Source organism: Paenibacillus aquistagni (assembly GCF_900177815.1).
Taxonomy (GTDB): domain Bacteria; phylum Bacillota; class Bacilli; order Paenibacillales; family Paenibacillaceae; genus Paenibacillus_B; species Paenibacillus_B aquistagni.
In genome coordinates, this window is record NZ_FXAZ01000009.1 from 24,892 (window position 1) to 48,009 (window position 23,118).

Below are 23,118 nucleotides of genomic sequence, written 5' to 3' on the forward strand. Positions count from 1 at the left end.
CAACACCATTCCAACCTGTTAACTTTTTTGCATCTTAGTAGTAATAGCCACTGCTTTCGACAAACTCAAATTCGAAATCAGCGATACGAACAATCGTCCCCTCTTCAGCTCCAAGCTTGCGGAGCTCCTCGTCAACTCCCATATGGCGCAAGGTGCGGGCGAAGCGCAGAATGGCTTCATGAGAAGTCATCTGCATCCGCTTCATCATGTTCTCGATTGCTTCGCTTTCAATCACAAAGCCTTCATTTTCACGACGAATGGTGAACTTCGGACCTTCCTCTTTCTTCTCCATGCGGTAGATCTTGCGTTCTTCAACCTCTGCAACCTCTTCCACTTCAAGCATATCAGGTGTTTGCTCCAGAAGATCCATCGTCTTATAAATCATCTCTTGAACACCCATCTTCGTCAAAGAAGAGATCGGTACAATCTGAACATCATCTCGAAGTTCTTCAACCTGCTTGCGGAATCGCTCCAAGTTCTCTTCTGCCTCTGGCATGTCCATCTTATTGGCAGCCACGATCTGCGGGCGTTCAGCCAGCTTCTCATTATACAGCTTCAGTTCATCGTTAATCTTTACCCAATCTTCGAACGGATCACGGCCTTCTGTTCCAGCCATATCCACAACATGAAGGATCACTCTTGTGCGTTCAACATGGCGCAGGAACTCATGTCCTAACCCGATTCCAGTATGCGCGCCTTCAATTAAGCCTGGGAGATCGGCCATGACAAAGCTTCTTCCGTCCCCGACATCAACCACACCCAGATTCGGGGTAATCGTTGTAAAATGATAAGCGCCAATCTTCGGCCTAGCTCCAGACACTACCGACAACAGCGTGGACTTGCCCACACTCGGGAAGCCTACAAGACCAACATCAGCCATAACCTTAAGCTCAAGCACAACCCAGCGCTCCTGACCTTCTTCTCCATGCTCCGCAAGCTCTGGTGCTGGATTCGCTGGTGTCGCAAAGCGAATATTGCCTCTGCCTCCACGTCCGCCCTTGGCAACCACTACTTCTTGGCCTTGACGTGTTAGATCAGCAATAACCTCTTGTGTATCATCATCCACAACTACCGTTCCTGGTGGAACACGTACGATCATATCCTCAGCACCTGCGCCGTGCTGGCTCTTCGTCCGGCCTTTTTCTCCGCGTTTCGCTTTGAAGTGCTTCTGGTAACGGAAGTCAACCAAGGTACGAAGCCCTTCATCGACACGGAAAATAACACTGCCTCCGCGTCCGCCGTCTCCACCTGCCGGGCCGCCATTCGGTACATACTTCTCACGACGGAAGGAGATTAGACCATCTCCACCATCTCCGCCTTTAACATATATCTTCGCTTTATCTACAAACACCGTTCTTCCACCTCTTTATGCTGTACAGGGAATAATCCATCTGTATGTCTGATCTTGCTCTTGATTCGACAACTGCTTCAGCCGCGCGCCGCGTTCAGTTGCCATCTGTTGTAATTGACTTGCCACTTCGTCCGGCCGAAGCAGTTTTCCTTGATAATCGAAGTCAATCCACAAGCCATCTTCCTCAACGCTCATGGATATTCGGAGCGGAGATACATGCTGTCCGTTAATCTTCGGTGCATAGCGAAACACTTGAACTGCATCGATGATGAGATCCGTTAATTGATCCTGATCGGCACCGATGCGCGGTAATTCAATCGTGTCGGATATCTCCACCTCAAGCGGCATCATCAGGCCCGACACTCGATTGCGCAGCAAATAGATAACAAGCTCGGGAGATCCCAGCTTCGATATCCGGCTCTCTTCCGCCATTCTTTCCTTTATGCTTTCCACACAATCCGGCAGTTTATCAAACTTCTTGAGTCGTACATAGCCATATAGCAATTGAAGCTCATTCATCCAGTCATGACGCTGATGATTGATGACATCTAACGCATTCTGATAAGCGCTGTGCACTTTCTTCTTCTCACTGGCTATTCTCGCTTTGCAATAAAGCAGCGCTCCTATGCCGATACTGCCTATCAGCAGCAGCATGGCAAGAATTCGCCAGATCATCGTAAGGTTCCAACCGCCAAGTGCCACGGCACATCCGAATGCCAGCAGACCACAGATCCACTGCACGTTCCAGGCTTTCCCCATTGCATGCCCCTCACTCATTAACCAAATAGTTACCAACTCTCGTCATACAGTATAGCATGTCTAGGAGTAGTCGTCCAAAAGGGCGCCGTGCCAATCCTTCCGATCAAGCAAATCCACGCAAAAAAACCCCCGGCATGAGCCGAGGGTTTTAGAAAACGTCTTATTTTTCCACAGCTGCTGCAACTGGTGCTACTTCAACTGGGTAGACGCTCACTTTCTTGCGATCGCGACCCCAACGTTCGAACTTCACAACGCCTTCTACTTTCGCGAACAAAGTGTCATCTTTACCGATGCCTACGTTAGTTCCAGGGTGAATCTTAGTACCGCGTTGGCGAACCAAGATGCTACCACCTGTAACGAGTTGGCCATCAGCGCGCTTCACACCAAGACGCTTGGAGTGGGAATCACGACCGTTCTTCGTGGAACCTACACCTTTCTTGGATGCGAACAACTGAAGGTTAAGTTTCATCATCGTAGTCTACCTCCTTACTTATTTCGTTCGTTTATTTGAAGATACGTTCCGTATGAATCTTCAATTGTTTTGAGACTGACAATCATGGATTCCAGCAGCAGTTGAACCTGCTCGATCTGTCTGGTATCCTGAAGCCTCGGCACGAAGCCGTTCAGGAACCCATCCTTCACCTTGCTGTCCAAGGACACGCCAGTCAATGCTTCAATCGCGTTTACAGCGCCCACCGTTACAGCGGAAACGCCAGCACATACAATATCTTCTCCATGAGGAGCAAATCCTGCATGTCCGCGAATCGTGAAGCTATCAATCAGACCGTCGGGATTCCGAGTAATCGTGACACGAATCATGTCACACCTTACGCTTGGATACTTTCGATCGTAACCTTAGTGTAAGGTTGACGATGACCTTGCTTACGACGGTAGTTTTTCTTAGGCTTGTACTTATACACGGTAATTTTTGCACCTTTACCATGCTTTTCAACTTTACCTGTAACTGTTGCACCCGCTACAACTGGAGTACCTGCTACTAGGCTTCCGTCTTTGGACACTGCCAATACACGGTCGAAAGTTACGCTTTCGCCGTCTGCTGCGCTCAACTTCTCGATGTACAATACATCACCTTGTTGAACTTTGTACTGCTTGCCACCTGTTTCGATAATTGCGTACATTGTTGCACCTCCTCATGTCTCAGACTCGCCTTATTCAGGTGATGGCTGTACAAGCAGCCATGCTTCATACCTGTTCCGTGCGGTTACAGCATGTGTGCAGCTTATAACTAAACACATACTTGATGATAGTAACACGATGTTAATCATAAGTCAATGATAAGACTTGGAAAAGACCTATGTAGGAAAGGAGTTCAGCTTCTTGCCTGTCCCCTCGCATGCAGGACAGAGCGTATACATACGATCCATCACCTGCTCGCGAACCTTCTTGCGTGTAATCTCTAGAAGCCCGAGCTTCGTCCAGCCTACAACAAGGCATTTTGTGCGATCACGCTTCATATGTTCCTCAAGCACATGGACAATATCCTCGCGATGCTCTTCTGAAGACATATCGATAAAATCCACAATAATGATTCCGCCAATGTCTCTTAAACGAATGAGACGCGCAAGCTCCTCTGCGGCCTCTTTGTTGGTCAGATACACGGTCTCCTCCAAATCACTCGTTCCCGTATACTTTCCCGTATTCACGTCCACAACAGTCAGCGCTTCGGTCTGGTCCCATACAAGATAGCCGCCGCTATGCAGCCATGTCTTCCGTTGAAATGACTTATTAAGCTTGTCCCGAACGCCGTATCGCTCAAAGACAGAATCTCTGCCCCGGTACACGTGCACGCGATTGCTAAGCTCTGGCGCAAATGTTCGTACATAAGCAAGCAATTGCTTCGCTTGTCGCTCATCATCAATGACGAGCTCTTGTACCTCGCGATTGAAGGCATCGCGGATATAGCGTTCAATCACATTGCGATCATGGTGAATCAAGCAAGGAGCAACAGCCTGCTTCGCCCGCTCCTGTATCTTCAACCACAGCTCACGCAAATATTGAATATCCGACTCCAATGCCCCATGACTCTCATCCCCTGCTGCCGTTCGAAGAATGACCCCTTCTTCATTCATGCGAATAGCTTCTCCTAGATGCTTCAGCCGACTGCGCTCAGACTCCTGCTCGATCTTCTTCGATACCCCGATATAGTCCGCACTTGGCATATACACCAAGAACCGACCTGGAAGCGAATAATGAGTCGTTACGCGTGCGCCTTTGCCGCCAAGCGGCTCCTTCATCACTTGAACGATGAGCTCTTGGCCTGGCTTTAGCAGCTCTGTAATGGAGGGTTTCTCCTTTGGCTGCTTCTCTAGATGAGGGTGCAAGCAATCATCCACGTATAGAAAAGCATTTTTCTTAAGCCCAATATCGACAAATGCAGCCTGCATTCCTGGAAGTACATTGACTACGCGACCTTTGTAAAAGCTGCCGACAAGCGTCGTGCCTTCGGCTCGTTCAACTGTATATTCTACGAGACGCCCATGCTCTAACAACGCCATCTGTGTCACTTGATCTTTACAGTGAACAATTAATTGTTTCATGGCATCACCTCTACTCAAGCGCGTTCACTCCATTGTAACATGAAGGAGGAAGTGATGAACATGCAGGTTTTAACGTACGTTGTAATAATTTTCATCCTCTTCACCTCATCTTGTCTATCTCTTTGTAGGTTTTTGGCTCTGCTCAGGCGAAGAATTCGGATCATCAAAGTATGCATCAATCAACTGCTGCTCGGGAATAATTTTTTCAATACGGCCATTCTGGCCCATGATATAAATCAAATGATACATATCTCTTCGAAATCTTTTTAAGATCGCAGATACTGGCCTATCTGCTTCCGTGATGATCGGCTGCCCAAGATGTATCTCTTGCTCCCAGCGTCTCAGCCGCTTCGGGCGATTGACTAAGAAGCGAACAAAGCGATATGGAATATGCTTGCGTTCCACCCAATTGCTCCATGCTAAAAAGATAGACAGCACGAGCATGTTCAGGTGCAAGGGTTCTTTATTGAACAGCGGCAATAGAGCAAATATTCCAAGCAGAGTGCTCGATACTAAACTAAACCACACGCCCATAATGAGCATACGATGATAGCTGACAAGCCTTCCACAGCTAGCTTGAAGCATCCGTCCCCCATCCAGCGGCAGGATCGGCAGCAGATTAAAGCATGCGATCAGCATGTTGGCTTCGATAAAATAATTCGCCCATTCTAACGACCAAATGCCCATGTGGGCAAACCATAGGGCAATCACAATCATGATTCCGTTTTGCAGCGGTCCAGCCGCTGCAACGATACACTCCTGCCATCCAGGCGCAACCGCACCATCCTTCGTCTCAGCAACACCGCCAAAAGGAAGCAGCTTTACTTCCTCAATGCTCCAACCGAAGGCTTTCGCCGTAAGCACATGTCCCATCTCATGGACGATGACGATAACAAATAGGGTAACCAGCTCTAGGATATGCCCTGTGATGGCAGACAAGGCAAGCAGCATCACAAAGAGCGGATGAATGGAGTAAGTGGTGCCGCCCCAATTAATCAAGATCCATCACATCCACCGGATCAACGTACTGCCCATTCTTCATGACAGCAAAGTATAGGGTCTTCTCTTGATCCGTTGTTGAATCTTCATAAAGCGTGCCAAGCTCCGTTCCCACTTCCACCCAATCGTCCTTGCTCACCTCAGTTGAGGCCAAATGACCATAAACCGTATAATATCCATCCGCATGCTGAATCGTTACTGTCATGTGCTCCTTGTCATCCAGGTCAACCTTGATCACGCGTCCGGTAGCCGCACTGCGCACCAGTCGGTCTGCACCTGTCGGCGCCAGCTCGATCCCGTTCATATTCACAGCAAATGATTGGACGACCTGTCCAGCGATCGGAGGTGTGAGCTTGCTTGCTGCTTGAACCTCCTTCGTATCCTGTGCGTGAGAACCCCATATAGGAATAAACGCAGGTGAGCCGCCAAAAGTTTCTCTATACCAAACAGCAATTGGTTCCAAATTCATGTTCTCCGTTAAGGATGCGCTCAAAAAGGCATTTGCCTTTGCCTGCCACGGCGTTGTCAGCTGAACAGAAGCTACGGCTGCTATCCCTAGGATGAGGGCTCCCGCCAGCTGCCACTTCAGCGTACGCAGCCAACGCGGCGCGACTGGCTTCCCAGGCTTATCAGGCTTATCACTCCAGCCATAACGCTCCTCCCAGCTTGCTCGCGAAGTCTTCCATGCCTGCTCGGGGTCATCAAGTTGTGAACGCTCGAATTTGCCCGTCTCGTCCGAAGGCCAAGCTTCCATCCCGACACCATCTAATCCCGATACTTGGAATCCCCGCTCACCTAATGGCTCCACGTGAATTCTTGGCTCGCTGTTCCACGGATCATCTGCTGGCTTTGGCATCTCTATCGAACGATCCGATTGATAAGAATATTTGGTTCCCTTCCAACGCTCTTCTGCATGCTCAGGCGCTTGTCCCATCATCAACTCGCGTATCCGCTCTTGTCTTCGCTTTCTTATATCTTTTTTCATGCTCGACCCTCCCACCTTGTCCATTTCCTCTTGTAGCTATATGTATGGACAATGAGAAGCGAATATGCTTTAGCATTTAAGCTTCATCCTTGCTTTTACACGGATGCAGCACAAAAAACACGCCTTCACCTCACCGATACGGTGTAGATTAAAAGCGTGCCTGGCAAAACTCTATATTTCATTGCAATCAGCCCCGGGTTTAATCCTCCAACTGATACTTTTCCTGATAGATCCGGATGCTCATGACAAGTCCAATACAGCACATGTTCAGCATGAGCGAAGTACCACCATAGCTTATAAATGGCAGGGTAATCCCGGTAATCGGCATAAGCCCGATCATCATGCCGATGTTCTCAAATATCTGAAAGACAAACATCGCTACGATACCAATAATCATGTAGGAGCCCCTGCGATCATAACACTGGAAGGCGATGAGTATCATGCGGTAAATTAAAAGGAAATACAGCAGCAGCAATATCGCGCCGCCCTGAAAACCGAACTCCTCTCCAATCACGACAAAGATCGCATCGGAGTAGGTTAACGGCACATACCCTCTTCGCTTCAACTCCCCTTGCAGATAGCCATCTCCTGATAAGCCGCCAGAGCCAATCGCTGTCATCGCATATTCCGATTGATGGCGTTCATCGTTTGATGCCGAATCCGGGCTAACAAAGGTATTAATACGCTCAAACCAGTGCTGCTGACCAAGCGTTTCCTTAAAGAAAGCCTCCGTCTGATCCTTGAAGCTTGTAAAGCTGAAAAATACCAGTGCCACACAGCCTACGACGATTAAGGTGCCTACCAGCATATGACGATACTTCAGACCGCCAATCCACAGCATCGCGATCAGGATCACAGCATAAATGACAGCATTCCCAAGGTCTGGCTGCGCTACAACAAGACCAAATGGAATCGACACGACAAGCCCGATCGGCACAAGATCCCTTGTAAACGTGAGGGGCTCGCCGTTGCGCTTGCCAAGCATCTGCGCAACGGCGAATATAATCGCGATCTTCGCCACCTCGGCAGGCTGAAAGCTTAATGAGCCTAGCTGATACCAGCCTCTCGCACCATTGATATAAGCGCCAAAGAAATACAGCCCAACGAGCAGCAGGATCGTAATGCCGAATGTGACAGGCCACCATTTTAAATAAAGTCGATAATCCACCAGTGCGATCAAAAACATCATGCCAAAGCCTATCGCAAAGAAAATAATTGTCTTCATGGCCATGGAATACGCATCCATCGTCGTACTGCCATGGGTAGAGCTGTAGACAAGCAATGGGCTGAACACGGCGAAACAAAGCAATATTCCAACAATAATCCAATCTACTCGCTTAATCTTGTTCAGCAAGGCTTATCATCCTATTCCAAAAAACTTCTTCATCTTCGTCATCATCCCTTTTTTCTGATGAAGCTGCATTAACGGCACCGTATCTCCCAGGATACGACGAGCAATATTGCGGTAAGCAATCGCTGCCTTGGAGTTAGGATTCATCACCGTAGGCTCTCCGCTGTTCGCCGCTTTGATGACGAGCTCATCATCAGGCACAATGCCGATCAAATCGATGTTAAGCACCTGCAGCACATCTTCAATATCGAGCATTTCACCGCTCTTGACCATATTGGGGCGAATGCGGTTCACGATCAGCTTCGGCGACCCCAAGTTCGCACTTTCGAGCAGGCCTACAATCCGATCTGCATCACGAACGGCAGCATTTTCTGGAGTCGTCACCACGATGGCTGCGTCAGCTCCTGCAATCGCATTTTTAAAGCCCTGCTCAATACCAGCAGGACAGTCGATAATAATGTATTCAAATTCTTTCTTAAGCTCCAAAATAATATCCTTCACCTGCTCCGGCGACACCGCAAGCTTATCCTTCGTCTGGGCAGCCGGCAGCATGTACAGCTCATCAAAGCGCTTATCCTTCACCAGCGCTTGATTCAAGCGGCAGCGGCCCTCTACAACATCAACGATGTCGTAAACGATACGATTCTCAAGTCCCATCACAACATCAAGGTTGCGAAGTCCGATATCCGTATCTACCATGCACACCTTCTTGCCTTGCAGTGCAAGGGCTGTACCTAGATTAGCAGATGTCGTCGTCTTACCGACACCGCCTTTTCCCGAAGTGACGACAATGGCCTCTCCCATGCAATCTACACTCCTTTGAACATATTCAGGTCTTGGCGAATCCGGTGCAAATGCGCAACCTTATCAATCTGCATCTGCCCCTCCCGCACATAGGCGTATTCCATCTGAGCTTGCTTGACTCCCCACTCATCTGGCGGTCGGCTGATGACATCAGCAATTCGGAGCTGCGTTGGTGCGAACAAGCTCGCCACGATAACGGCATTCGCATCACCATTAACACCAGCGTGCACGGTTCCGCGCAATGCGCCACATACTACGACATCCCCTGTGCTCTCAATCAGTCCACCCGGATTCACATCACCTAAAAATAACAAGTTGCCCTCATGTCGTAATACTTGACCCGATCGTACAATTCCTGTCAAAGTCTGTACCTGATAGCCTTTTTCTTGCGGTTTAGACTCAGCATCACATTGTATAGACCGTATGAGCAAATTTCCTCTCTGTCTCAATATCTCTACTAATGCTGTCTTTTGCTCGTCTACAACGGAGCGAGCCCCCAACTTGACATCCACATACACGATAGGTCCACTAAAGAACTGAGATGTATGTTCAAGCTTAGCGCGCAAATCATGCAGCACATCGCTAAAATCGCTCTTATCGTCAAGCAGGAACACGAGGCCGTCTTTGACACCTTTTATCGTTACTAGTGACTTGGCCGTCATCGTTCGTCCCTCCCAACGTAATCTCTTTCGTTACGCATGAGGCAAGTTCCTGCAACGACTTACAAAATCATAGGAAAAACGATGAGATATCCCCTGCAAAATGTCAATTCATGTTGACGGTTCAATAAGCTCGTACTTCCATGCCTCTGCAGTTCTCTAGCCTGTCAAACAGCAAACAAAGCCGCCCGGATCTGATTCCAAGACGGCTATGACGCTTCTTTATCCTCAGTGGAATCAGTCACTGGAGCAGTTTCAAACCATTTGCGCATCGGCACATAAATAATGAGTGCAAACAGCAATTGAATAAACAAACTAGGGATCATGTAATTCAACAGCGCATCCTTGAATTCCAAATGCTGAACGCTAAACAGCGCATAGATTCCAAAAATAATCGTTTGATAAATGAAACTTCCCATAAAGGATATCATCATCATGACCATCATGGAGGTGTTTCGGGTGGAGAACAGCAAGCCTGCAAGATAGCCAAGCAGCCCCATCGAGAAGGTATGCGGACCAATCATATGGCCATAATACACAATATCCTGCAGCAATCCGAAGCCAAGCCCCATCATCAGCGCTGTATGACGATGCTTGTACACCGCATGGTACAGCACCACGATGAAGACAAGCTGAGGGAATAAGCGATCAGACCATACGTCTGGGATCACAAAGGGCAGCCATGTTCCTTCGATCAAGAATAAAAGGAACATAAAGAGAATCATCCAGTTACGATTCATGGGGTCTTCTCCTTCTTGTCTGCCTCATCATCCCTAGCGGCATGATCGACAACGACAAACAGCTCCCTCCAATTCTCAAAAGAGGCACTTGGCTCGATCTTTGCCGTATAGGTCAATCCGAAGTCTCCCGGCTCTTTGGATTTTACTTTACCAATGACCAGTCCTCGCGGGAAATACTGTCCCAAATCCGACGATACAATAATGTCCCCTTTTTCAAGCGGATCATCTTCTTCAATCCGGGTCATCAAGAACATGCCTTCGCTTTGGTCATAAGATTCAATCATCCCAAAGGACTTGTTCTCCTTTCCAAGCGCAGTCACCGCGATTGAACGTGAATTCGGGTCCTTGTCATCCATGTTCGTCAAGAGCTCGACTGTAGAGGTGAATTGATAAACTCTACTAATCATGCCGACAACGCCGTCAATCGAGATGACAGGCATTCCAACACGCATGCCGTCGCTCTCTCCCAGGTCAATGTTGATGGTCTGGTTGAATGGATCGGCCACGTTAATCGAGTTTACCTGAGCAATGCGATACTCATAAGGATCGCTTTTTTGCTTTTGGCGTTCTGTGAACTTCAAATCTTCCTTAAGCCGTTCATTTTCTGCTTTATAGGCGTTGTACACACCCTTGTCGCGAGTATAATGCGCTAAAGCAACCTTCAATCTCTCATTCTCTTCATACGTTTCTTTTAACTTCGAGACATCATCAATAAAACCAGAAATGGCTGACGCTGGCTTGTAGAATATCTTCTGAACGAACGTAACGGTGTCGTGCACGAATTTCTCCGGCCATGACACCTTACCGCGGGCTCCAAGCGTAAAGCCCATGATTGCGATAAATACAATAAGTCCAACCATCAAAATAAACAAACGCTTGTTGCCTAACAGCTTAAACAGTGTCAACACCTTCTCATCGTCATGCAGATTCGTTCCGTGGCTCTATACATATGGGTCCGCACTGGTGGAACGGTCCAGTGCGGCGCCATAAATACATACCGGTGCTTAACGCTTCATTCGAAGGGCGGAACTGCTGCGTGCTTTGAAGAGATGGATGTTGTCCAGCGCGCGGCCTGTTCCAATCGCAACACAATCGAGCGGATTCTCCGCGACAATAACAGGCATGCCCGTCTCTTTTGCCAGCAGCTTGTCTAGGTTGCGAAGCAGTGCCCCGCCTCCTGTCAGCACGATCCCGCGATCCATAATATCCGCAGCGAGCTCAGGCGGACATTTTTCCAATGTCACCTTCACTGCTTCCACAATTGCGCTCACGGTGTCAGCCAGTGCATCCGTAATCTCGTTAGAGGAGATGGTCAGTGTCTTCGGCAAGCCCGTCAACAAGTCGCGTCCGCGAATCTCCAGCGTTGTCGTTTCCTCGGCTTGCAGCGCAGAGCCGATCTCCATCTTCAACTGCTCAGCCGTACGTTCCCCGATCATTAAGTTGTATTGGCGCTTGATGTATTGAATAATCGCTTCATCCATGTCATCGCCAGCTACACGCACCGAGCGTGCTGTCACGATGCCGCCCAAGGAGATAACCGCTACTTCTGTCGTTCCGCCGCCGATATCGACCACCATGCTGCCTGTAGGCTCCCAGACAGGAAGATCCGCGCCAATAGCGGCTGCAAACGGCTCTTCTATGGTATACGCTTCTCTCGCTCCTGCCTGCTTCGTAGCATCTTCTACCGCACGCTGCTCCACCGCAGTAATGCCAGACGGTACACAGACCATCACATTAGGATGGCGCGGGAAAAGAGAGCGCTGCTTCTGCGCTTGTCTGATAAAATACTTAATCATCGTAGCCGTGGTGTCGAAGTCAGCGATAACCCCATCCTTCATTGGACGAATCGCGCGAATGTTGCCTGGTGTACGCCCGATCATTTTCTTTGCATCTTCACCAACTGCTTCTATCGTCTTCGTATCGGTGCGAATCGCTACAACTGACGGCTCCCGTACGATAATTCCTCTTCCACGAACATATACCAATGTATTTGCAGTGCCCAAATCAATACCTAAATCTTTGCTAAAACCACCAAACATGATGTCTAATCTCCTTTAACTTGCGTATTCAAGCTACCCTTGAACAACTTCAATATTCTGTATTTTTCTCTCTAGATGTAAACAACTTAAACATTATATTACATATGCCCTTGTTCCTTCAAACTTACATAGCGTTTATCGCCGATGACAATATGATCCAGCACTTCAATGCCGACTAGCTCGCCCGCCTCCATCAGCCTTCTCGTGATGGCAATATCCTCATGACTTGGCGTTGGATCCCCGCTTGGGTGATTGTGAATGCAGATCACAGAAGCACACCCGTGACGAATCGCTGCGCGAAACACCTCTCTAGGATGCACAAGGGAGGCATCCAAGGTCCCAATGGAGATGGTCTCTTGGGCCAGCACCTTATTCTTAATGTTTAAAAACAAGCAAACAAAGTGCTCCTGCTTATAATAGCGCATCGACTCCATCACAAGCATGGCAGCATCCTGCGGTCGTCTAATAAGCGCTTGCTCCTCCATACGGGTCTTGGCCATGCGCCGACCCAATTCAAGGCAAGCAAGCAATTCAAGCGCCTTCGCTGTCCCAATTCCTTTAATGGCAGTAAGCTCCGCAAACGTCATATCCGCAAGGTTATGCAGACTGCCTGTATGATTCAGGATTCGCTGTGCAACGAGCAGTGCAGATTCATTCTTCGTTCCTGTCCGAAGCAGAATAGCGAGCAGCTCTACAAGGCTGAGCGCTTCTGCTCCAGCGTGTTTCATTCGTTCTCTTGGACGATCTTCTTCTGGCAAATCCCTTAGCATTGGCTGGTGTGTCATTCCAAGCGCTCCTCTCAACCTATTGTTAAGATGGTTAGCCTTGGCAGATGCCTCACAAATAACAGCCCATAAAGATTATACTGCAAGAAGGTCAAGGAGTTTCGATACCGAAGGATTCCAGCATCTCTGAAAGAAGGGATACAGACAGACCCACCACATTGAAGTAACATCCATCAATGCGATCTATCATTGTTGAGCCTACGCCTTGAATCCCGTAAGCACCTGCTTTGTCCCGAGGTTCTCCTGTCGCAATATAAGAGAGCAGCTGTTCATCTGTCCGTTGACGCATCCACACACGCGTGCGACGATGCCTTACTAACACCGTTCCCGTAACCATATCCATACATGCGATACCTGTATATACATCATGAGCCCGACCTTGAAGCATTCTCAGCATCCGAAGTGCATCCGTATCATCTGTCGGCTTCCCTAGAATCTGATCTTCAAGCGCAACAACTGTATCTGCCCCGATAACAAGTCCCTGCACTTGTCTTGCTCCACGCTGCTCTACCACAGCAGAAGCCTTCATTCTTGCCAGCTGTTCCACTGCATGCGCAGGTGTCCACTCCGCCTCAACCTTTTCCTCTACATCGCTTGTCTCAATCTCTACAGGCAGACCTAACAGATGGATTAACTGCTGTCGTCTTGGTGAGGAGGATGCAAGGACAAGAAGAGGCAAATCTTCTGTATTTCGGTGAATCTTCTCCATTTTTTGACACCTTTCCTTATTATACGCTCTGTTTTGCAGCTTGACAAATAGTATACACCATGTAGACTTCTGCTTCTACTGCATCTTCTGCACTTCGTTAACACAAGCTGTCAGCGTGCATGAGAAATCCTTTGTCGTGGCCATCCAACAGATGAATAATCCCGTTTAGAGGTAGGTTTCTACGCTCATAGAATGTGGTTCAAATTACTATGGAACAAGACGTACTATTGTTGTCAAAAAAAGACCCCTATCCTGCTTGCAGCAGCGATTGGAGGTCTTCGTGGTCCTTATCCTGCCAAGCGACTGAGCCAAGTCCCCTCCAGCAGGGAATACTGGATACTGGCCTGCTGAATGTTCCAGAGCTGAGCAGATGAAGGCTTTTTATTATATTCGTTTACTCCATTAATGGCGGTGTTCATCGCTTGAACAACTTTTGCCCATTCCTTCTCATCCACGCTATTGAGTGTCTTTTTCAAGCGTTGGCCTTCTTCTGTCCATTGCTGATGGATATTTCTTAAGTTCTCCATGCTTGCCTTGTCAAAGGCGGCTGGGGTCTTGGCCTGCAGCATGGAGGAAGACTCCACAATCAGCCAGTCCAAGACAACGTCTCCTTTGCTGACGAACGTCTCTAGAAGCTTAGCATCTCCCGTAAAATAGAGCGTCTCGTACGCCTTACGCTCTAGAGGACGCACATACAACTCCAGATCCTGTGATTTCAATGCATCGCTGAGAAGCATAGCAGCATTGCGGCTATCGGCAATAGCGGCAAATACTCGCTCAGTTCCCTTCTCTTCTCCTGGAACCCTAACTGCTGCAAGCCCAAGCGAACGAAGCTCCTCTTCTGCTTTCTTAGCTCCCTCGGCTTGACTGAACACCCCATACTGCAGAACATGTGTAGTTCGAGCCGGTATGCTAAGGCTCACGGCATCAGCTAGCTTAGAGGGCTCATTCTGCGCGGCGGCTGCCGATTCATCGTTATGGTTCGCACCTGCATCTTTATCAGATACCGTTCCCATGACAGCCATGTCTCGATTCAGGTCGGGAAGCGGTGTGTCCCCCTTAAATAATGACAAGGTCAGAAGACCAAGAGCAAGTCCTGTTGCAACTGCTCCAAAGACAGACAAGGCCACTCGAATCAACGTTGGACGCGAAGACCTTGCGCCCGCCTGGCTGATCGCCGCATATTCGAGCTTGGGCGCTTCTCTTGTCCATTCCTCTTCCAGCTTGTCCGTCTTGCCCCATGACGCTTCTTCTGCTGACACAACTATCTCTTCTCTATCCGCTTGCGTGCCGCCAGTCTCCCGAATCATGCGTTCAATGCGATCAATCTCATCTTCAACGTCCTTAGGCGGTATTATTATGGAAGGCGACTCTTGTGCTAGCAATCTTTTCTCTTCATCTTGCAAAACGGGATCATGGGGATCCTCTGCGATTTCCAAAGCATTTATCTTAGTAGATTCTATATCCTTCTCCTTATCCGTGCCTGCCTCCATCTGTTCATACTGCCAGTCGCTCCAGTCGATCGACTGCCGTTTCACTTCCTCGCTCTTCATGTCCTGCTTATTGCTGTCGTCCGCTTGCACAGGGAAGCGAAACGTTAATTTGGCTGTATTGCGCTCCATCATGATTCACCATCCTTCGATCCATTGGTTATTACTACGTATATGGTAGATTCATAGAAAATAGAACGCATCGCTCTATCCTTTTTTAAAGATTATTCTAGATTCGCGGAAGCATAATCTAGCAGCCATTCATAGGATGTAAGGGATAGAGAACAGAGGCAGTTGGAGAAGCGTCACCCCTCGTTTCATGAGCACTGAGCACTAACTATGCTAGCGTTTCTCGTTTCGTGTTTCTCACAGCGCTTGAAGAGCACCTCTGGCTGTAAGGAGTGGAGGTGCTCTTCAATTTTTCCGAAACACACCTGTCTATCCTCCGTATGTACATAATAAATATGCAGTTCAACTGCAGCATGGAGGAGGTGAATACATGCTTAAGAATATGTTGAAGCGATTAATGCATTCCGTGAAAGGACACCAACACCATAAATATGACAGCAGCGATTATAAATACAAAAAGCATCGTGGTCCGTTTCAGAACCACAATCATTCTTATCCACCGCAGCGTTATGGGCATAAGCACTACAAGCGCAAATCCAAGAGCTTTAGCAGTTATTTTTCCAGTTAATCCATTTAAAATAAAGAGAGCACATGATACGCAGCCAATCAAAAGCACCCTATTCCACGGCACGAAGGACTCTAGACTGTCCCGCGCTTCTACGTGGATAGGGTGCTATTTTGGGGTATAACTTTACTTTGAACATTTGGACCACAAAGCGCCTGCTTTAGCGAGTAACGACTCACTTCAAGCGCCTCGCAGGCTTGCTCGATGTGACGCTGATACACCGCATCGTCCTCGCTCTCGCGCTGAAGCAAGAGGTTGAGCAGGTTCACTGTGGCAGGGTGCAGATCAAGCTCCTCCTCCCAAGGATGCTCCTCCTGCTCGTCTTCCTCCATATAGCTGGAATAGAGGATAAACAGCAGCAGATGACCTACAGCAAACCAGTCACTGCTGTACAAAGGCGCTCTCATCTGCTGCTTCAATAGGTCATCTTCTTGCTTGGTTCTGGCGGCAAAGAGGGTCTTCCTTTGTGTTCTCCAGCCACGCTCTCCAAGCTGCTGCTGTACAGCATGAACAGCTTCAGGCTCATAAGTCTCTGCCAACCCAAAATCAATCAAATACAGCTCGCCGGCTCGCACCAGCACATTGGGAATACGCACATCCAAATGCACAATCGATGCTTGATGCACCGCATACACAAGCTGCCCAAGTTCTCGTATAAACAACAACGCCTCTGCTTCAGTGAATGGCCTCTTCTCCTCAAAAAGCAGCTGTTCCACTGTTGATCCTTGGATGTAGGTCATGACCAAGCATTCATCCCTGCCCTCAACAAAGTAATCCACACATTGAGGTACACGGTCGTGGTTCATCCGTTTAAGAAATTCCGCCTCTCTTCGAAGAAGCTCTCGCCCCTTCTCCTTCTTGCTCGGCCGGCTCTGCTTGATCAAACAAGGCATGCTCTTCTCAGTCTGCTTAGCCAAATAGGCTATACCATAGCTTCCCATCCCAATAACATGCTCTATGCGGTATCGGTCTTGTCCAATCTCGCGGCTATCCTGATAAGGGAAATCCAGCCATCTATCTCGCATTCTCTGAATTAAAGACAGCACAACCATCCTCCTCGCTACGAAAAACAGACTGCGCCTTCAGGGTGAAGTCTCGCAGTCTGTCAGGTTGGAAAGCATCTAGATGATATGCTTTTGGTAATGAAGCTTATGCTTTATGCCTTATAGTAATCCGCCAGCTGGTAAGCTACGCGCCAAATGTCTCCCGCTCCCATCGTAATGACAAGATCGCCTGGCTTCGTATGCTCTTTCAAATAAGAGAGAGCTTCTTCTTTATCCGCAATATACTGTGCATGCTCGTTGCTATGCTCGCGAATGCTCTCCACGAGCTTCGAGGAATGAACCCCTTCAATAGGCTGCTCTCCTGCTGGTGAATATATATCGGTAATCAGCACCTCATCAGCATGGCTAAATGCGCGACTGAATTGGTCGAACAGGAAGTAGGTGCGCGAGTAACGCTGCGGCTGGAACACCGCAACGATTCGCTTCCCTGAAGCCTTAGCAGCAAGCAGCGTCGCTTCGATCTCCGTCGGATGATGCGCATAATCATCTACAATCAGGACATCTTGGGCTGAGCCAATAATTTGATAGCGTCGCTTCGCTCCGGTAAAGTCTGTAATGGCCGCAGCAGCCTGTTCAAAGGCTACTCCCGCCTGCATGCTGACAATGATGGTTGCCATCGCATTCAGCACAATATGTCTTCCTGGGATAGACAACTCCACCATTCCAAGAGCCTCTTCTCCCTTCATCATCGTAAAACGAATATGACGATCCACAGCTTCTATATCCACAGCCTGATAATCTGCCTTCTCATCAATGCCATACGTGATTGCATTGCACTTGAGCTCTGACATCATCTCGCGAATGATAGGATCATCGCCGCATAACACCGCTGCTCCATCCTCTTTGATCTGGCTGAGAAACTGCACATAAGCTGCCTTCAGATTATTAAAGTCCCCGCCATAATTCTCCAAATGGTCAGCTTCAATATTCGTTACAACCGCCATCTGAGGATGATAAGCCAAGAAGGAGCCATCGCTCTCATCCGCTTCGGCCACAACAAAATCGCCGCGGCCTGCCGCCGCATTCGTGCCTAGATTCGTAACTTCGCCACCGATAATAAAGGTAGGATCTACCCCGCAGCGATCCAGCACAAATGCGATCATGGAAGAGGTCGTGGTCTTTCCGTGCGCTCCTGCAATCGTAATCCCCTGTTTGGCATTCAGAAGGCGCGCCAGCATCTCAGAACGATGCAGCACTGGAATGCCTCGCTGCTCCGCTGCTACACGCTCTTCATTATCTTTTGGAAGGGCCGTAGAATATACCACAATATCTGCATCCTGCACATAAGCAGGGTCATGCCCAATATGAATAACGGCTCCCTTTGCTTGGAGCTTATCCGTCAAATCTTGTCTAGCGACATCCGATCCGGTGACCGTATAGCCCATTTCCAGCATCACACGGGCAATAGCACTCATTCCATAGCCCCCGATGCCAATAAAATGAACATGCTCCAACGTCTTCAACACGACTCACCAGCCCTTTTCAGATTCAGTATGATATAAGATATGCGAACGCACATCAGCAATTAAGTATAACGTTCCTGTGACAACTGACAAGTCCCCAGGCTTCGTTAATGCCGTCAGCTTCTCTAGCGCGAGTCTCCAATCCGGCTCTATGATCATCTCTGGACGCTTTGCCTCAGAAGACAGCACCTCTTCAGCGATCGCCTCCAACTGTTCAGCATCCATCTTCTTACGGAAGTTCGGCTCGGTAAAGATCACCGTATCCGCTAATGGCAGTATATGACGAAGCGTATCATGATGATGCTTGGTTGACAGCATTCCCATCATGATATGGCAGCGTTCGTAACGATACGTATCCCGAAGCGCTTGCGCCAAGGTCTCTGCTCCTTCCGGGTTATGAGCCCCATCGATCAGCAGTCTTGGCGAGGTGCGGATCATCTCCAGTCTGCCAGGCCATGCAGCACGCTTAAAGCCCTCAAGCAGCACCTCATCGTCGATCACGAATGCCATGTACTGGCGAAGCACTTCAAGCGTCATCAAGGACAACACCGCGTTCGTGATTTGGTGAGCACCATTAAGGGTTATGCCCACCTTTTCAATCTGACGGAAGGGCCCGTTGAAAGAAAAGATCTGTTCATTTTCAAAAGAAGAAACGGCCTCATAGCTAAACTGCTCCTTCAAGGCATACAGCGTGGATTTCATCTCGCTTGCTTTCTTGCGAATGACTTCAAGTGCTTCCGGCTGTTCCACTGTCGTAACAATGGGAACGCCTGCCTTTATAATGCCAGCCTTTTCAAAGGCAATCTTCTCAATCGTATCCCCCAGCACATCCATATGGTCATGACCGATGTTCGTAATGACCGACACTATAGGCGTTACGATATTCGTCACGTCAAGACGGCCGCCAAGTCCCGTCTCCAATACAACAACATCTGGATACACTACCGTGCCGTAATATACCAGCGCTACGGCTGTAGCGACTTCAAACATCGTTGGCGAGCCAAGCTCAGTTGCAGCTATCTCTTCCACCAGCGGACGAAGCCGATTCGCAATCTCAACTAAGGTCTCGTCTTTAATATCTTCATTGTTGAATTTGAATCGATTCGTAAATCGTTCAATATATGGAGAGGTAAAGGTACCTACATCATAGCCTGCGGCCATCAATACGCTGGTCAGCATTGCGCATGTGGATCCTTTGCCATTTGTCCCTGCAACATGAATAAATTTGAGACGGCGTTCAGGGTGGCCTATGCGTTCCATCAGCAGCTCGATGCGCTCAAGTCCTGGACGAATACCGAAAGGAATAAGGGAATTAATCCAATCGATCGCCTGCTCCACCTCTGTGAAAGGGACATATGTACCTGTTCCATTCGCTGCTACCATGATCATCATCCTTTGTGCGAAGTGATCGCCTTACGATAGATCGCCATGATGGCGCATCTACGATTAAGGCTCATAAATGCATGAAGGAAAGAACGAGCCTTACGTGAAGTAAGGCTATCGCCCTTTCCATCCTATTATACCTCTTGCAGCTCTTGAATTCTCGCTTTAACTTTATCGCGCTTGTCGCTGTAGTCATTCATTTTCGCACGTTCCTCAGCAACAACCTTCTCTGGAGCCTTCGCCATGAAGCCTTCGTTAGAGAGCTTCTTCTCTACTCGCTCGACTTCCTTGTTCAGGTGCTCCATCTCTTTATTCAAGCGAGCGATCTCCTGCTCGATGTCAATGAGACCTGCAAGCGGCAAATATAACTCCGCCCCTGTCACCATCGCACTCATCGCTTTGCTTGGAGCTTCGATCGCTAGATCGATATCAAGCTTAGACGTTCCGCAGAAGCGCTCTATGAATTCAATGTTGCGGTTCATGTTGTTGTAGGTATTCTCATCCGCAGGCTTCACCATAAGTTCAACCTTTTTGCTCATCGGGACATTGACCTCAGCGCGGATATTGCGTACAGCACGGATCATATCCATCAACAAGTTCATCTCTGCTACCGCACCCGCCGCTTCCAGCTTCTCATCGTAAGTCGGCCATGCTGCCAAGGTTACCGTCTCCCCTTCATGAGGAAGATGCTGCCAGATCTCTTCGGAGATGTATGGCATAAACGGATGAATCAAGCGCATCGTACGATCAAGCACATAGGCAAGCACGGACTTCGTTTGCTTCTTCTGTACTTCATCTTGGCCATACAAGCTAAGCTTCGCAAACTCAATGTACCAGTCGCAAAGATCATCCCAGATGAAGTTGTAAAGAAGGCGTCCCGTCTCGCCAAACTCATATGCATCAAGCATGCGCGTCACATCGCGAGTCGTCTCGTTCAGGCGATGGAGAATCCAACGGTCCGCTGTTCCAAGCTCGCCCGTAATATCAATATCAGCATACGTGAAGCCCTGCAGGTTCATAAGCGCAAAGCGAGAAGCATTCCAGATCTTATTCGCAAAGTTGCGCGCTTGCTCTACCTTTTCCCAACGGAAGCGAAGGTCCTGACCAGGCGTGCTTGAGGTGGAGATCATATAGCGAAGCGCATCAGCGCCATATTGATCAATGACTTCTAGAGGATCTACCCCGTTGCCAAGCGATTTGGACATCTTCTTACCGTCCGCATCACGCACAAGTCCATGCAACAGAATATCCTTAAATGGAATCTGGTCAGTAAACTCGAGCGCCGTAAAGATCATGCGAGCAGCCCAGAAATAAATGATGTCATATCCCGTTACAAGCACATTGGTCGGGTAGTAGCGCTTGAAGTCCTCATTGTCCGTGTCCGGCCAGCCAAGCGTCGAGAATGGCCATAGTGCAGAACTGAACCACGTATCTAATACGTCGTTATCCTGCTGCAAGTTGTGGCTGCCGCAAGAAGAACATGCCGCAACGTCTTCGCTAGCTACATTGATGTGTCCACAATCTTGGCAGTGCCAAGCCGGGATGCGATGTCCCCACCACAGCTGTCTTGAGATAACCCAGTCGCGCACATTTTCAATCCAATTCAAATAGATCTTCTCAAAGCGATCAGGAACGAAGTTTACGCCTTTGCCGGACTTTTGCGCTTCAATTGCACGCTCCGCGAGCGGCTTCATCTTCACGAACCATTGAGTAGACAAATAAGGCTCAACAACAGCACCGCTGCGTTCGCTGTGTCCGACTTGATGCACATGCTCCTCAATCTGGATCAATACGCCTTGTTCTTTAAGATCAGCCACCACTTTTTTGCGCGCTTCAAAACGATCCAAGCCTTCGTACGGTCCTGCTTGATCATTCATCTTGCCGCTTTCGTCCATCACTAGAATTTGAGGAAGATCATGGCGAAGGCCAACCTCAAAGTCGTTCGGATCATGAGCAGGCGTAATCTTAACAGCGCCAGAACCAAATTCTTTGTCTACATATTCATCCGCGATAATCGGGATCTCACGATTCACAATTGGAAGCAGGAGCGTCTTGCCGATCATGTGCTGGTAGCGCTCATCCTTCGGATGCACCGCAACCGCTGTATCGCCAAGCATCGTCTCCGGACGCGTAGTCGCAACCGTAATGGAGCCAGAGCCATCGGCGAGCGGATATTTCAGGTGATAGAGCGCACCTTGAACTTCTTTGTATTCTACTTCAATATCAGAAAGCGCAGTACGCGCAGCCGGGTCCCAGTTGATGATGTACTTTCCGCGATAAATAAGCCCCTTCTCATAGAGCTTTACGAATACTTCGCGAACAGCGCTCGATAAGCCTTCATCGAGTGTGAAACGCTCGCGGGAGTAATCCAAAGACAACCCCATCTTCTCCCACTGTGAGCGGATGCGGTTCGCATAAGTATCCTTCCACTCCCATACTTTCTCAAGGAACTGCTCGCGGCCAAGATCATAGCGGGAGATGCCTTCTTCTCGAAGAGTGGCTTCCACACGGGATTGAGTCGCAATGCCTGCGTGGTCTGTGCCTGGCAGCCAGAGCGCATCATAGCCCTGCATGCGCTTCGAGCGAATAATAATATCCTGGAGCGTAAAGTCCAAGGCATGACCGATATGGAGCATGCCTGTTACGTTCGGAGGCGGAATCACGATTGTAAACGGCTCCGCGTCTTTATTGCGGCCTGCTTGGAAATAGCCGCCTTGCATCCAGTAGTCATACCATTTTTGTTCTGCTGCCTTCGGATCATACGTTGTCGGCATAGACAGCTGTTCTTGATTGTCAGCCATGTTTAATCCCTCCATTAATGGTCTAGTCATGTTATGTTAGGGTGATGACGAAGATCACACCGTGCTATTGAGGCGAACAGGTACGCATCTGTTAGAGCCCATGCTTATCTCTGAACACAAAAAAACCTTTCGCCGCAAAGGACGAAAGGATTGCTTCCGTGGTACCACCTTCATTCTGCAGGGCTCAATTCCTTAAGCCGGTCACAACTGTATTCGCATCGATGCTTCGAATACAGCCAAGCTGCAGCACTTCATTCGCACATAACGGCTGCTACCGTCCCTGCCTACTCAAGACGCCTTGATTCATCATGAATCAGCGCTGTGTTCAACAGGACAACTCCCAGGCGACTTCAGCATCCACACTCCTGCAGGCATTCCACCAGCTGCACTGCTCTCTGTAAGGGGCAGTCATGCTTACTCTTCCTGTTCTATGTCTTTATTGACTAAACATTTACACCATATTGTACATTTGCCAATATAGCAA

General features: G+C 48.8%; 22 protein-coding genes and 2 other annotated features. Of the genes, 1 reads left to right on the forward strand and 21 read right to left on the reverse strand.

Annotated features, from left to right (window positions below; all coding sequences use genetic code 11):
- Positions 1–34: 34 nt before the first annotated feature.
- From obgE to B9Y93_RS22335, 17 genes are all read right to left on the reverse strand, one after another.
- Positions 35–1,351 carry a GTPase ObgE gene (gene obgE, locus B9Y93_RS22255; protein WP_085498417.1) on the reverse strand — a complete coding sequence of 439 codons (1,317 nt, stop codon included), beginning with the start codon at positions 1,349–1,351 and terminating at the stop codon, positions 35–37.
- 15 nt (positions 1,352–1,366) lie between these two features.
- Positions 1,367–2,110: a Spo0B domain-containing protein gene (locus tag B9Y93_RS22260; protein WP_244903539.1), complete on the reverse strand. Its 744-nt coding sequence runs from the start codon at positions 2,108–2,110 to the stop codon at positions 1,367–1,369.
- A gap of 160 nt (positions 2,111–2,270) precedes the next feature.
- A complete protein-coding gene (rpmA, locus tag B9Y93_RS22265; protein ID WP_085498421.1) occupies positions 2,271–2,582 on the reverse strand; it encodes a 50S ribosomal protein L27 in 312 nt (103 codons plus the stop codon).
- Between the two features lie 14 nt (positions 2,583–2,596).
- Entirely contained in the window at positions 2,597–2,929 is a 333-nt protein-coding gene (locus B9Y93_RS22270) for a ribosomal-processing cysteine protease Prp (RefSeq protein ID WP_085498423.1), read from the reverse strand.
- Positions 2,930–2,937: 8 nt separating this feature from the next.
- Complete coding sequence (gene rplU, locus B9Y93_RS22275) at positions 2,938–3,249, reverse strand: 50S ribosomal protein L21 (RefSeq protein WP_085498424.1); 312 nt, start codon at positions 3,247–3,249, stop codon at positions 2,938–2,940.
- Between the two features lie 11 nt (positions 3,250–3,260).
- Positions 3,261–3,344: a sequence feature (ribosomal protein L21 leader region), on the reverse strand.
- A gap of 79 nt (positions 3,345–3,423) precedes the next feature.
- Positions 3,424–4,668, reverse strand: coding sequence for an Rne/Rng family ribonuclease (locus tag B9Y93_RS22280; protein WP_085498426.1), 1,245 nt, complete (start codon positions 4,666–4,668; stop codon positions 3,424–3,426).
- Positions 4,669–4,782: 114 nt separating this feature from the next.
- Positions 4,783–5,667, reverse strand: a complete 885-nt coding sequence (locus tag B9Y93_RS22285) for a M50 family metallopeptidase (protein WP_085498428.1) — start codon at positions 5,665–5,667, stop codon at positions 4,783–4,785.
- On the reverse strand, positions 5,660–6,652 hold the full coding sequence (locus B9Y93_RS22290) for a M23 family metallopeptidase (RefSeq protein ID WP_176229004.1): 993 nt from the start codon (positions 6,650–6,652) through the stop codon (positions 5,660–5,662). Before B9Y93_RS22290 ends, B9Y93_RS22285 begins: the two co-directional genes overlap by 8 nt.
- A gap of 199 nt (positions 6,653–6,851) precedes the next feature.
- Entirely contained in the window at positions 6,852–8,006 is a 1,155-nt protein-coding gene (locus B9Y93_RS22295) for an FtsW/RodA/SpoVE family cell cycle protein (protein WP_085498432.1), read from the reverse strand.
- Between the two features lie 6 nt (positions 8,007–8,012).
- Positions 8,013–8,807, reverse strand: coding sequence for a septum site-determining protein MinD (gene minD, locus B9Y93_RS22300; RefSeq protein ID WP_085498434.1), 795 nt, complete (start codon positions 8,805–8,807; stop codon positions 8,013–8,015).
- Positions 8,808–8,812: 5 nt separating this feature from the next.
- Positions 8,813–9,469 carry a septum site-determining protein MinC gene (gene minC, locus B9Y93_RS22305; protein WP_085498436.1) on the reverse strand — a complete coding sequence of 219 codons (657 nt, stop codon included), beginning with the start codon at positions 9,467–9,469 and terminating at the stop codon, positions 8,813–8,815.
- A 206-nt stretch (positions 9,470–9,675) separates the two neighbouring features.
- Positions 9,676–10,206 carry a rod shape-determining protein MreD gene (gene mreD, locus B9Y93_RS22310; RefSeq protein ID WP_085498438.1) on the reverse strand — a complete coding sequence of 177 codons (531 nt, stop codon included), beginning with the start codon at positions 10,204–10,206 and terminating at the stop codon, positions 9,676–9,678.
- Positions 10,203–11,114 carry a rod shape-determining protein MreC gene (gene mreC / locus B9Y93_RS22315; protein ID WP_085498440.1) on the reverse strand — a complete coding sequence of 304 codons (912 nt, stop codon included), beginning with the start codon at positions 11,112–11,114 and terminating at the stop codon, positions 10,203–10,205. Before mreC ends, mreD begins: the two co-directional genes overlap by 4 nt.
- 96 nt (positions 11,115–11,210) lie before the next feature.
- On the reverse strand, positions 11,211–12,245 hold the full coding sequence (locus B9Y93_RS22320; RefSeq protein ID WP_085498442.1) for a rod shape-determining protein: 1,035 nt from the start codon (positions 12,243–12,245) through the stop codon (positions 11,211–11,213).
- 98 nt (positions 12,246–12,343) lie between these two features.
- On the reverse strand, positions 12,344–13,030 hold the full coding sequence (gene radC, locus B9Y93_RS22325) for a RadC family protein (protein ID WP_085498444.1): 687 nt from the start codon (positions 13,028–13,030) through the stop codon (positions 12,344–12,346).
- A gap of 91 nt (positions 13,031–13,121) precedes the next feature.
- Positions 13,122–13,739: a Maf family protein gene (locus B9Y93_RS22330; protein ID WP_085498446.1), complete on the reverse strand. Its 618-nt coding sequence runs from the start codon at positions 13,737–13,739 to the stop codon at positions 13,122–13,124.
- Between the two features lie 287 nt (positions 13,740–14,026).
- Positions 14,027–15,364 (reverse strand): SPOR domain-containing protein, encoded by a 1,338-nt coding sequence (locus B9Y93_RS22335; protein WP_085498448.1) that lies wholly within the window; start codon positions 15,362–15,364, stop codon positions 14,027–14,029.
- 364 nt (positions 15,365–15,728) lie between these two features.
- Between B9Y93_RS22335 and B9Y93_RS22340 the strand changes: the two genes are divergently transcribed.
- The gene (locus tag B9Y93_RS22340; RefSeq protein ID WP_085498450.1) at positions 15,729–15,926 is read left to right on the forward strand and encodes a hypothetical protein; all 198 of its coding nucleotides are present in this window, start codon (positions 15,729–15,731) and stop codon (positions 15,924–15,926) included.
- An 89-nt stretch (positions 15,927–16,015) separates the two neighbouring features.
- Here B9Y93_RS22340 and B9Y93_RS22345 read toward each other — a convergent pair whose 3' ends face one another.
- The 4 genes from B9Y93_RS22345 to B9Y93_RS22360 form a co-directional block, all read right to left on the reverse strand.
- Entirely contained in the window at positions 16,016–16,969 is a 954-nt protein-coding gene (locus B9Y93_RS22345) for a serine/threonine protein kinase (RefSeq protein ID WP_176229005.1), read from the reverse strand.
- Between the two features lie 110 nt (positions 16,970–17,079).
- Positions 17,080–18,453, reverse strand: coding sequence for a UDP-N-acetylmuramate--L-alanine ligase (murC, locus tag B9Y93_RS22350; protein WP_085498454.1), 1,374 nt, complete (start codon positions 18,451–18,453; stop codon positions 17,080–17,082).
- A gap of 3 nt (positions 18,454–18,456) precedes the next feature.
- Complete coding sequence (locus B9Y93_RS22355) at positions 18,457–19,833, reverse strand: bifunctional folylpolyglutamate synthase/dihydrofolate synthase (RefSeq protein WP_085498456.1); 1,377 nt, start codon at positions 19,831–19,833, stop codon at positions 18,457–18,459.
- A 134-nt stretch (positions 19,834–19,967) separates the two neighbouring features.
- Positions 19,968–22,634: a valine--tRNA ligase gene (locus B9Y93_RS22360; RefSeq protein WP_085498458.1), complete on the reverse strand. Its 2,667-nt coding sequence runs from the start codon at positions 22,632–22,634 to the stop codon at positions 19,968–19,970.
- A gap of 134 nt (positions 22,635–22,768) precedes the next feature.
- Positions 22,769–23,074 (reverse strand) — a binding site (T-box leader).
- Positions 23,075–23,118 lie beyond the last annotated feature (44 nt).

What these genes read in the sequence shown, in the direction of transcription:
- B9Y93_RS22260 (WP_244903539.1), bottom strand. Translation starts at nt 2,110, where the DNA reads ATGGGGAAAGCCTGGAACGTGCAGTGGATCTGTGGTCTGCTGGCATTC.
- B9Y93_RS22270 (WP_085498423.1), bottom strand. Translation starts at nt 2,929, where the DNA reads ATGATTCGTGTCACGATTACTCGGAATCCCGACGGTCTGATTGATAGC.
- B9Y93_RS22330 (WP_085498446.1), bottom strand. Translation starts at nt 13,739, where the DNA reads ATGGAGAAGATTCACCGAAATACAGAAGATTTGCCTCTTCTTGTCCTT.
- rpmA (WP_085498421.1), bottom strand. Translation starts at nt 2,582, where the DNA reads ATGATGAAACTTAACCTTCAGTTGTTCGCATCCAAGAAAGGTGTAGGT.
- minD (WP_085498434.1), bottom strand. Translation starts at nt 8,807, where the DNA reads ATGGGAGAGGCCATTGTCGTCACTTCGGGAAAAGGCGGTGTCGGTAAG.
- B9Y93_RS22320 (WP_085498442.1), bottom strand. Translation starts at nt 12,245, where the DNA reads ATGTTTGGTGGTTTTAGCAAAGATTTAGGTATTGATTTGGGCACTGCA.
- mreD (WP_085498438.1), bottom strand. Translation starts at nt 10,206, where the DNA reads ATGAATCGTAACTGGATGATTCTCTTTATGTTCCTTTTATTCTTGATC.
- B9Y93_RS22340 (WP_085498450.1), top strand. Translation starts at nt 15,729, where the DNA reads ATGCTTAAGAATATGTTGAAGCGATTAATGCATTCCGTGAAAGGACAC.
- B9Y93_RS22290 (WP_176229004.1), bottom strand. Translation starts at nt 6,652, where the DNA reads ATGAAAAAAGATATAAGAAAGCGAAGACAAGAGCGGATACGCGAGTTG.
- B9Y93_RS22335 (WP_085498448.1), bottom strand. Translation starts at nt 15,364, where the DNA reads ATGATGGAGCGCAATACAGCCAAATTAACGTTTCGCTTCCCTGTGCAA.
- radC (WP_085498444.1), bottom strand. Translation starts at nt 13,030, where the DNA reads ATGACACACCAGCCAATGCTAAGGGATTTGCCAGAAGAAGATCGTCCA.
- B9Y93_RS22355 (WP_085498456.1), bottom strand. Translation starts at nt 19,833, where the DNA reads ATGGTAGCAGCGAATGGAACAGGTACATATGTCCCTTTCACAGAGGTG.
- rplU (WP_085498424.1), bottom strand. Translation starts at nt 3,249, where the DNA reads ATGTACGCAATTATCGAAACAGGTGGCAAGCAGTACAAAGTTCAACAA.
- B9Y93_RS22360 (WP_085498458.1), bottom strand. Translation starts at nt 22,634, where the DNA reads ATGGCTGACAATCAAGAACAGCTGTCTATGCCGACAACGTATGATCCG.
- B9Y93_RS22280 (WP_085498426.1), bottom strand. Translation starts at nt 4,668, where the DNA reads ATGAAACAATTAATTGTTCACTGTAAAGATCAAGTGACACAGATGGCG.
- minC (WP_085498436.1), bottom strand. Translation starts at nt 9,469, where the DNA reads ATGACGGCCAAGTCACTAGTAACGATAAAAGGTGTCAAAGACGGCCTC.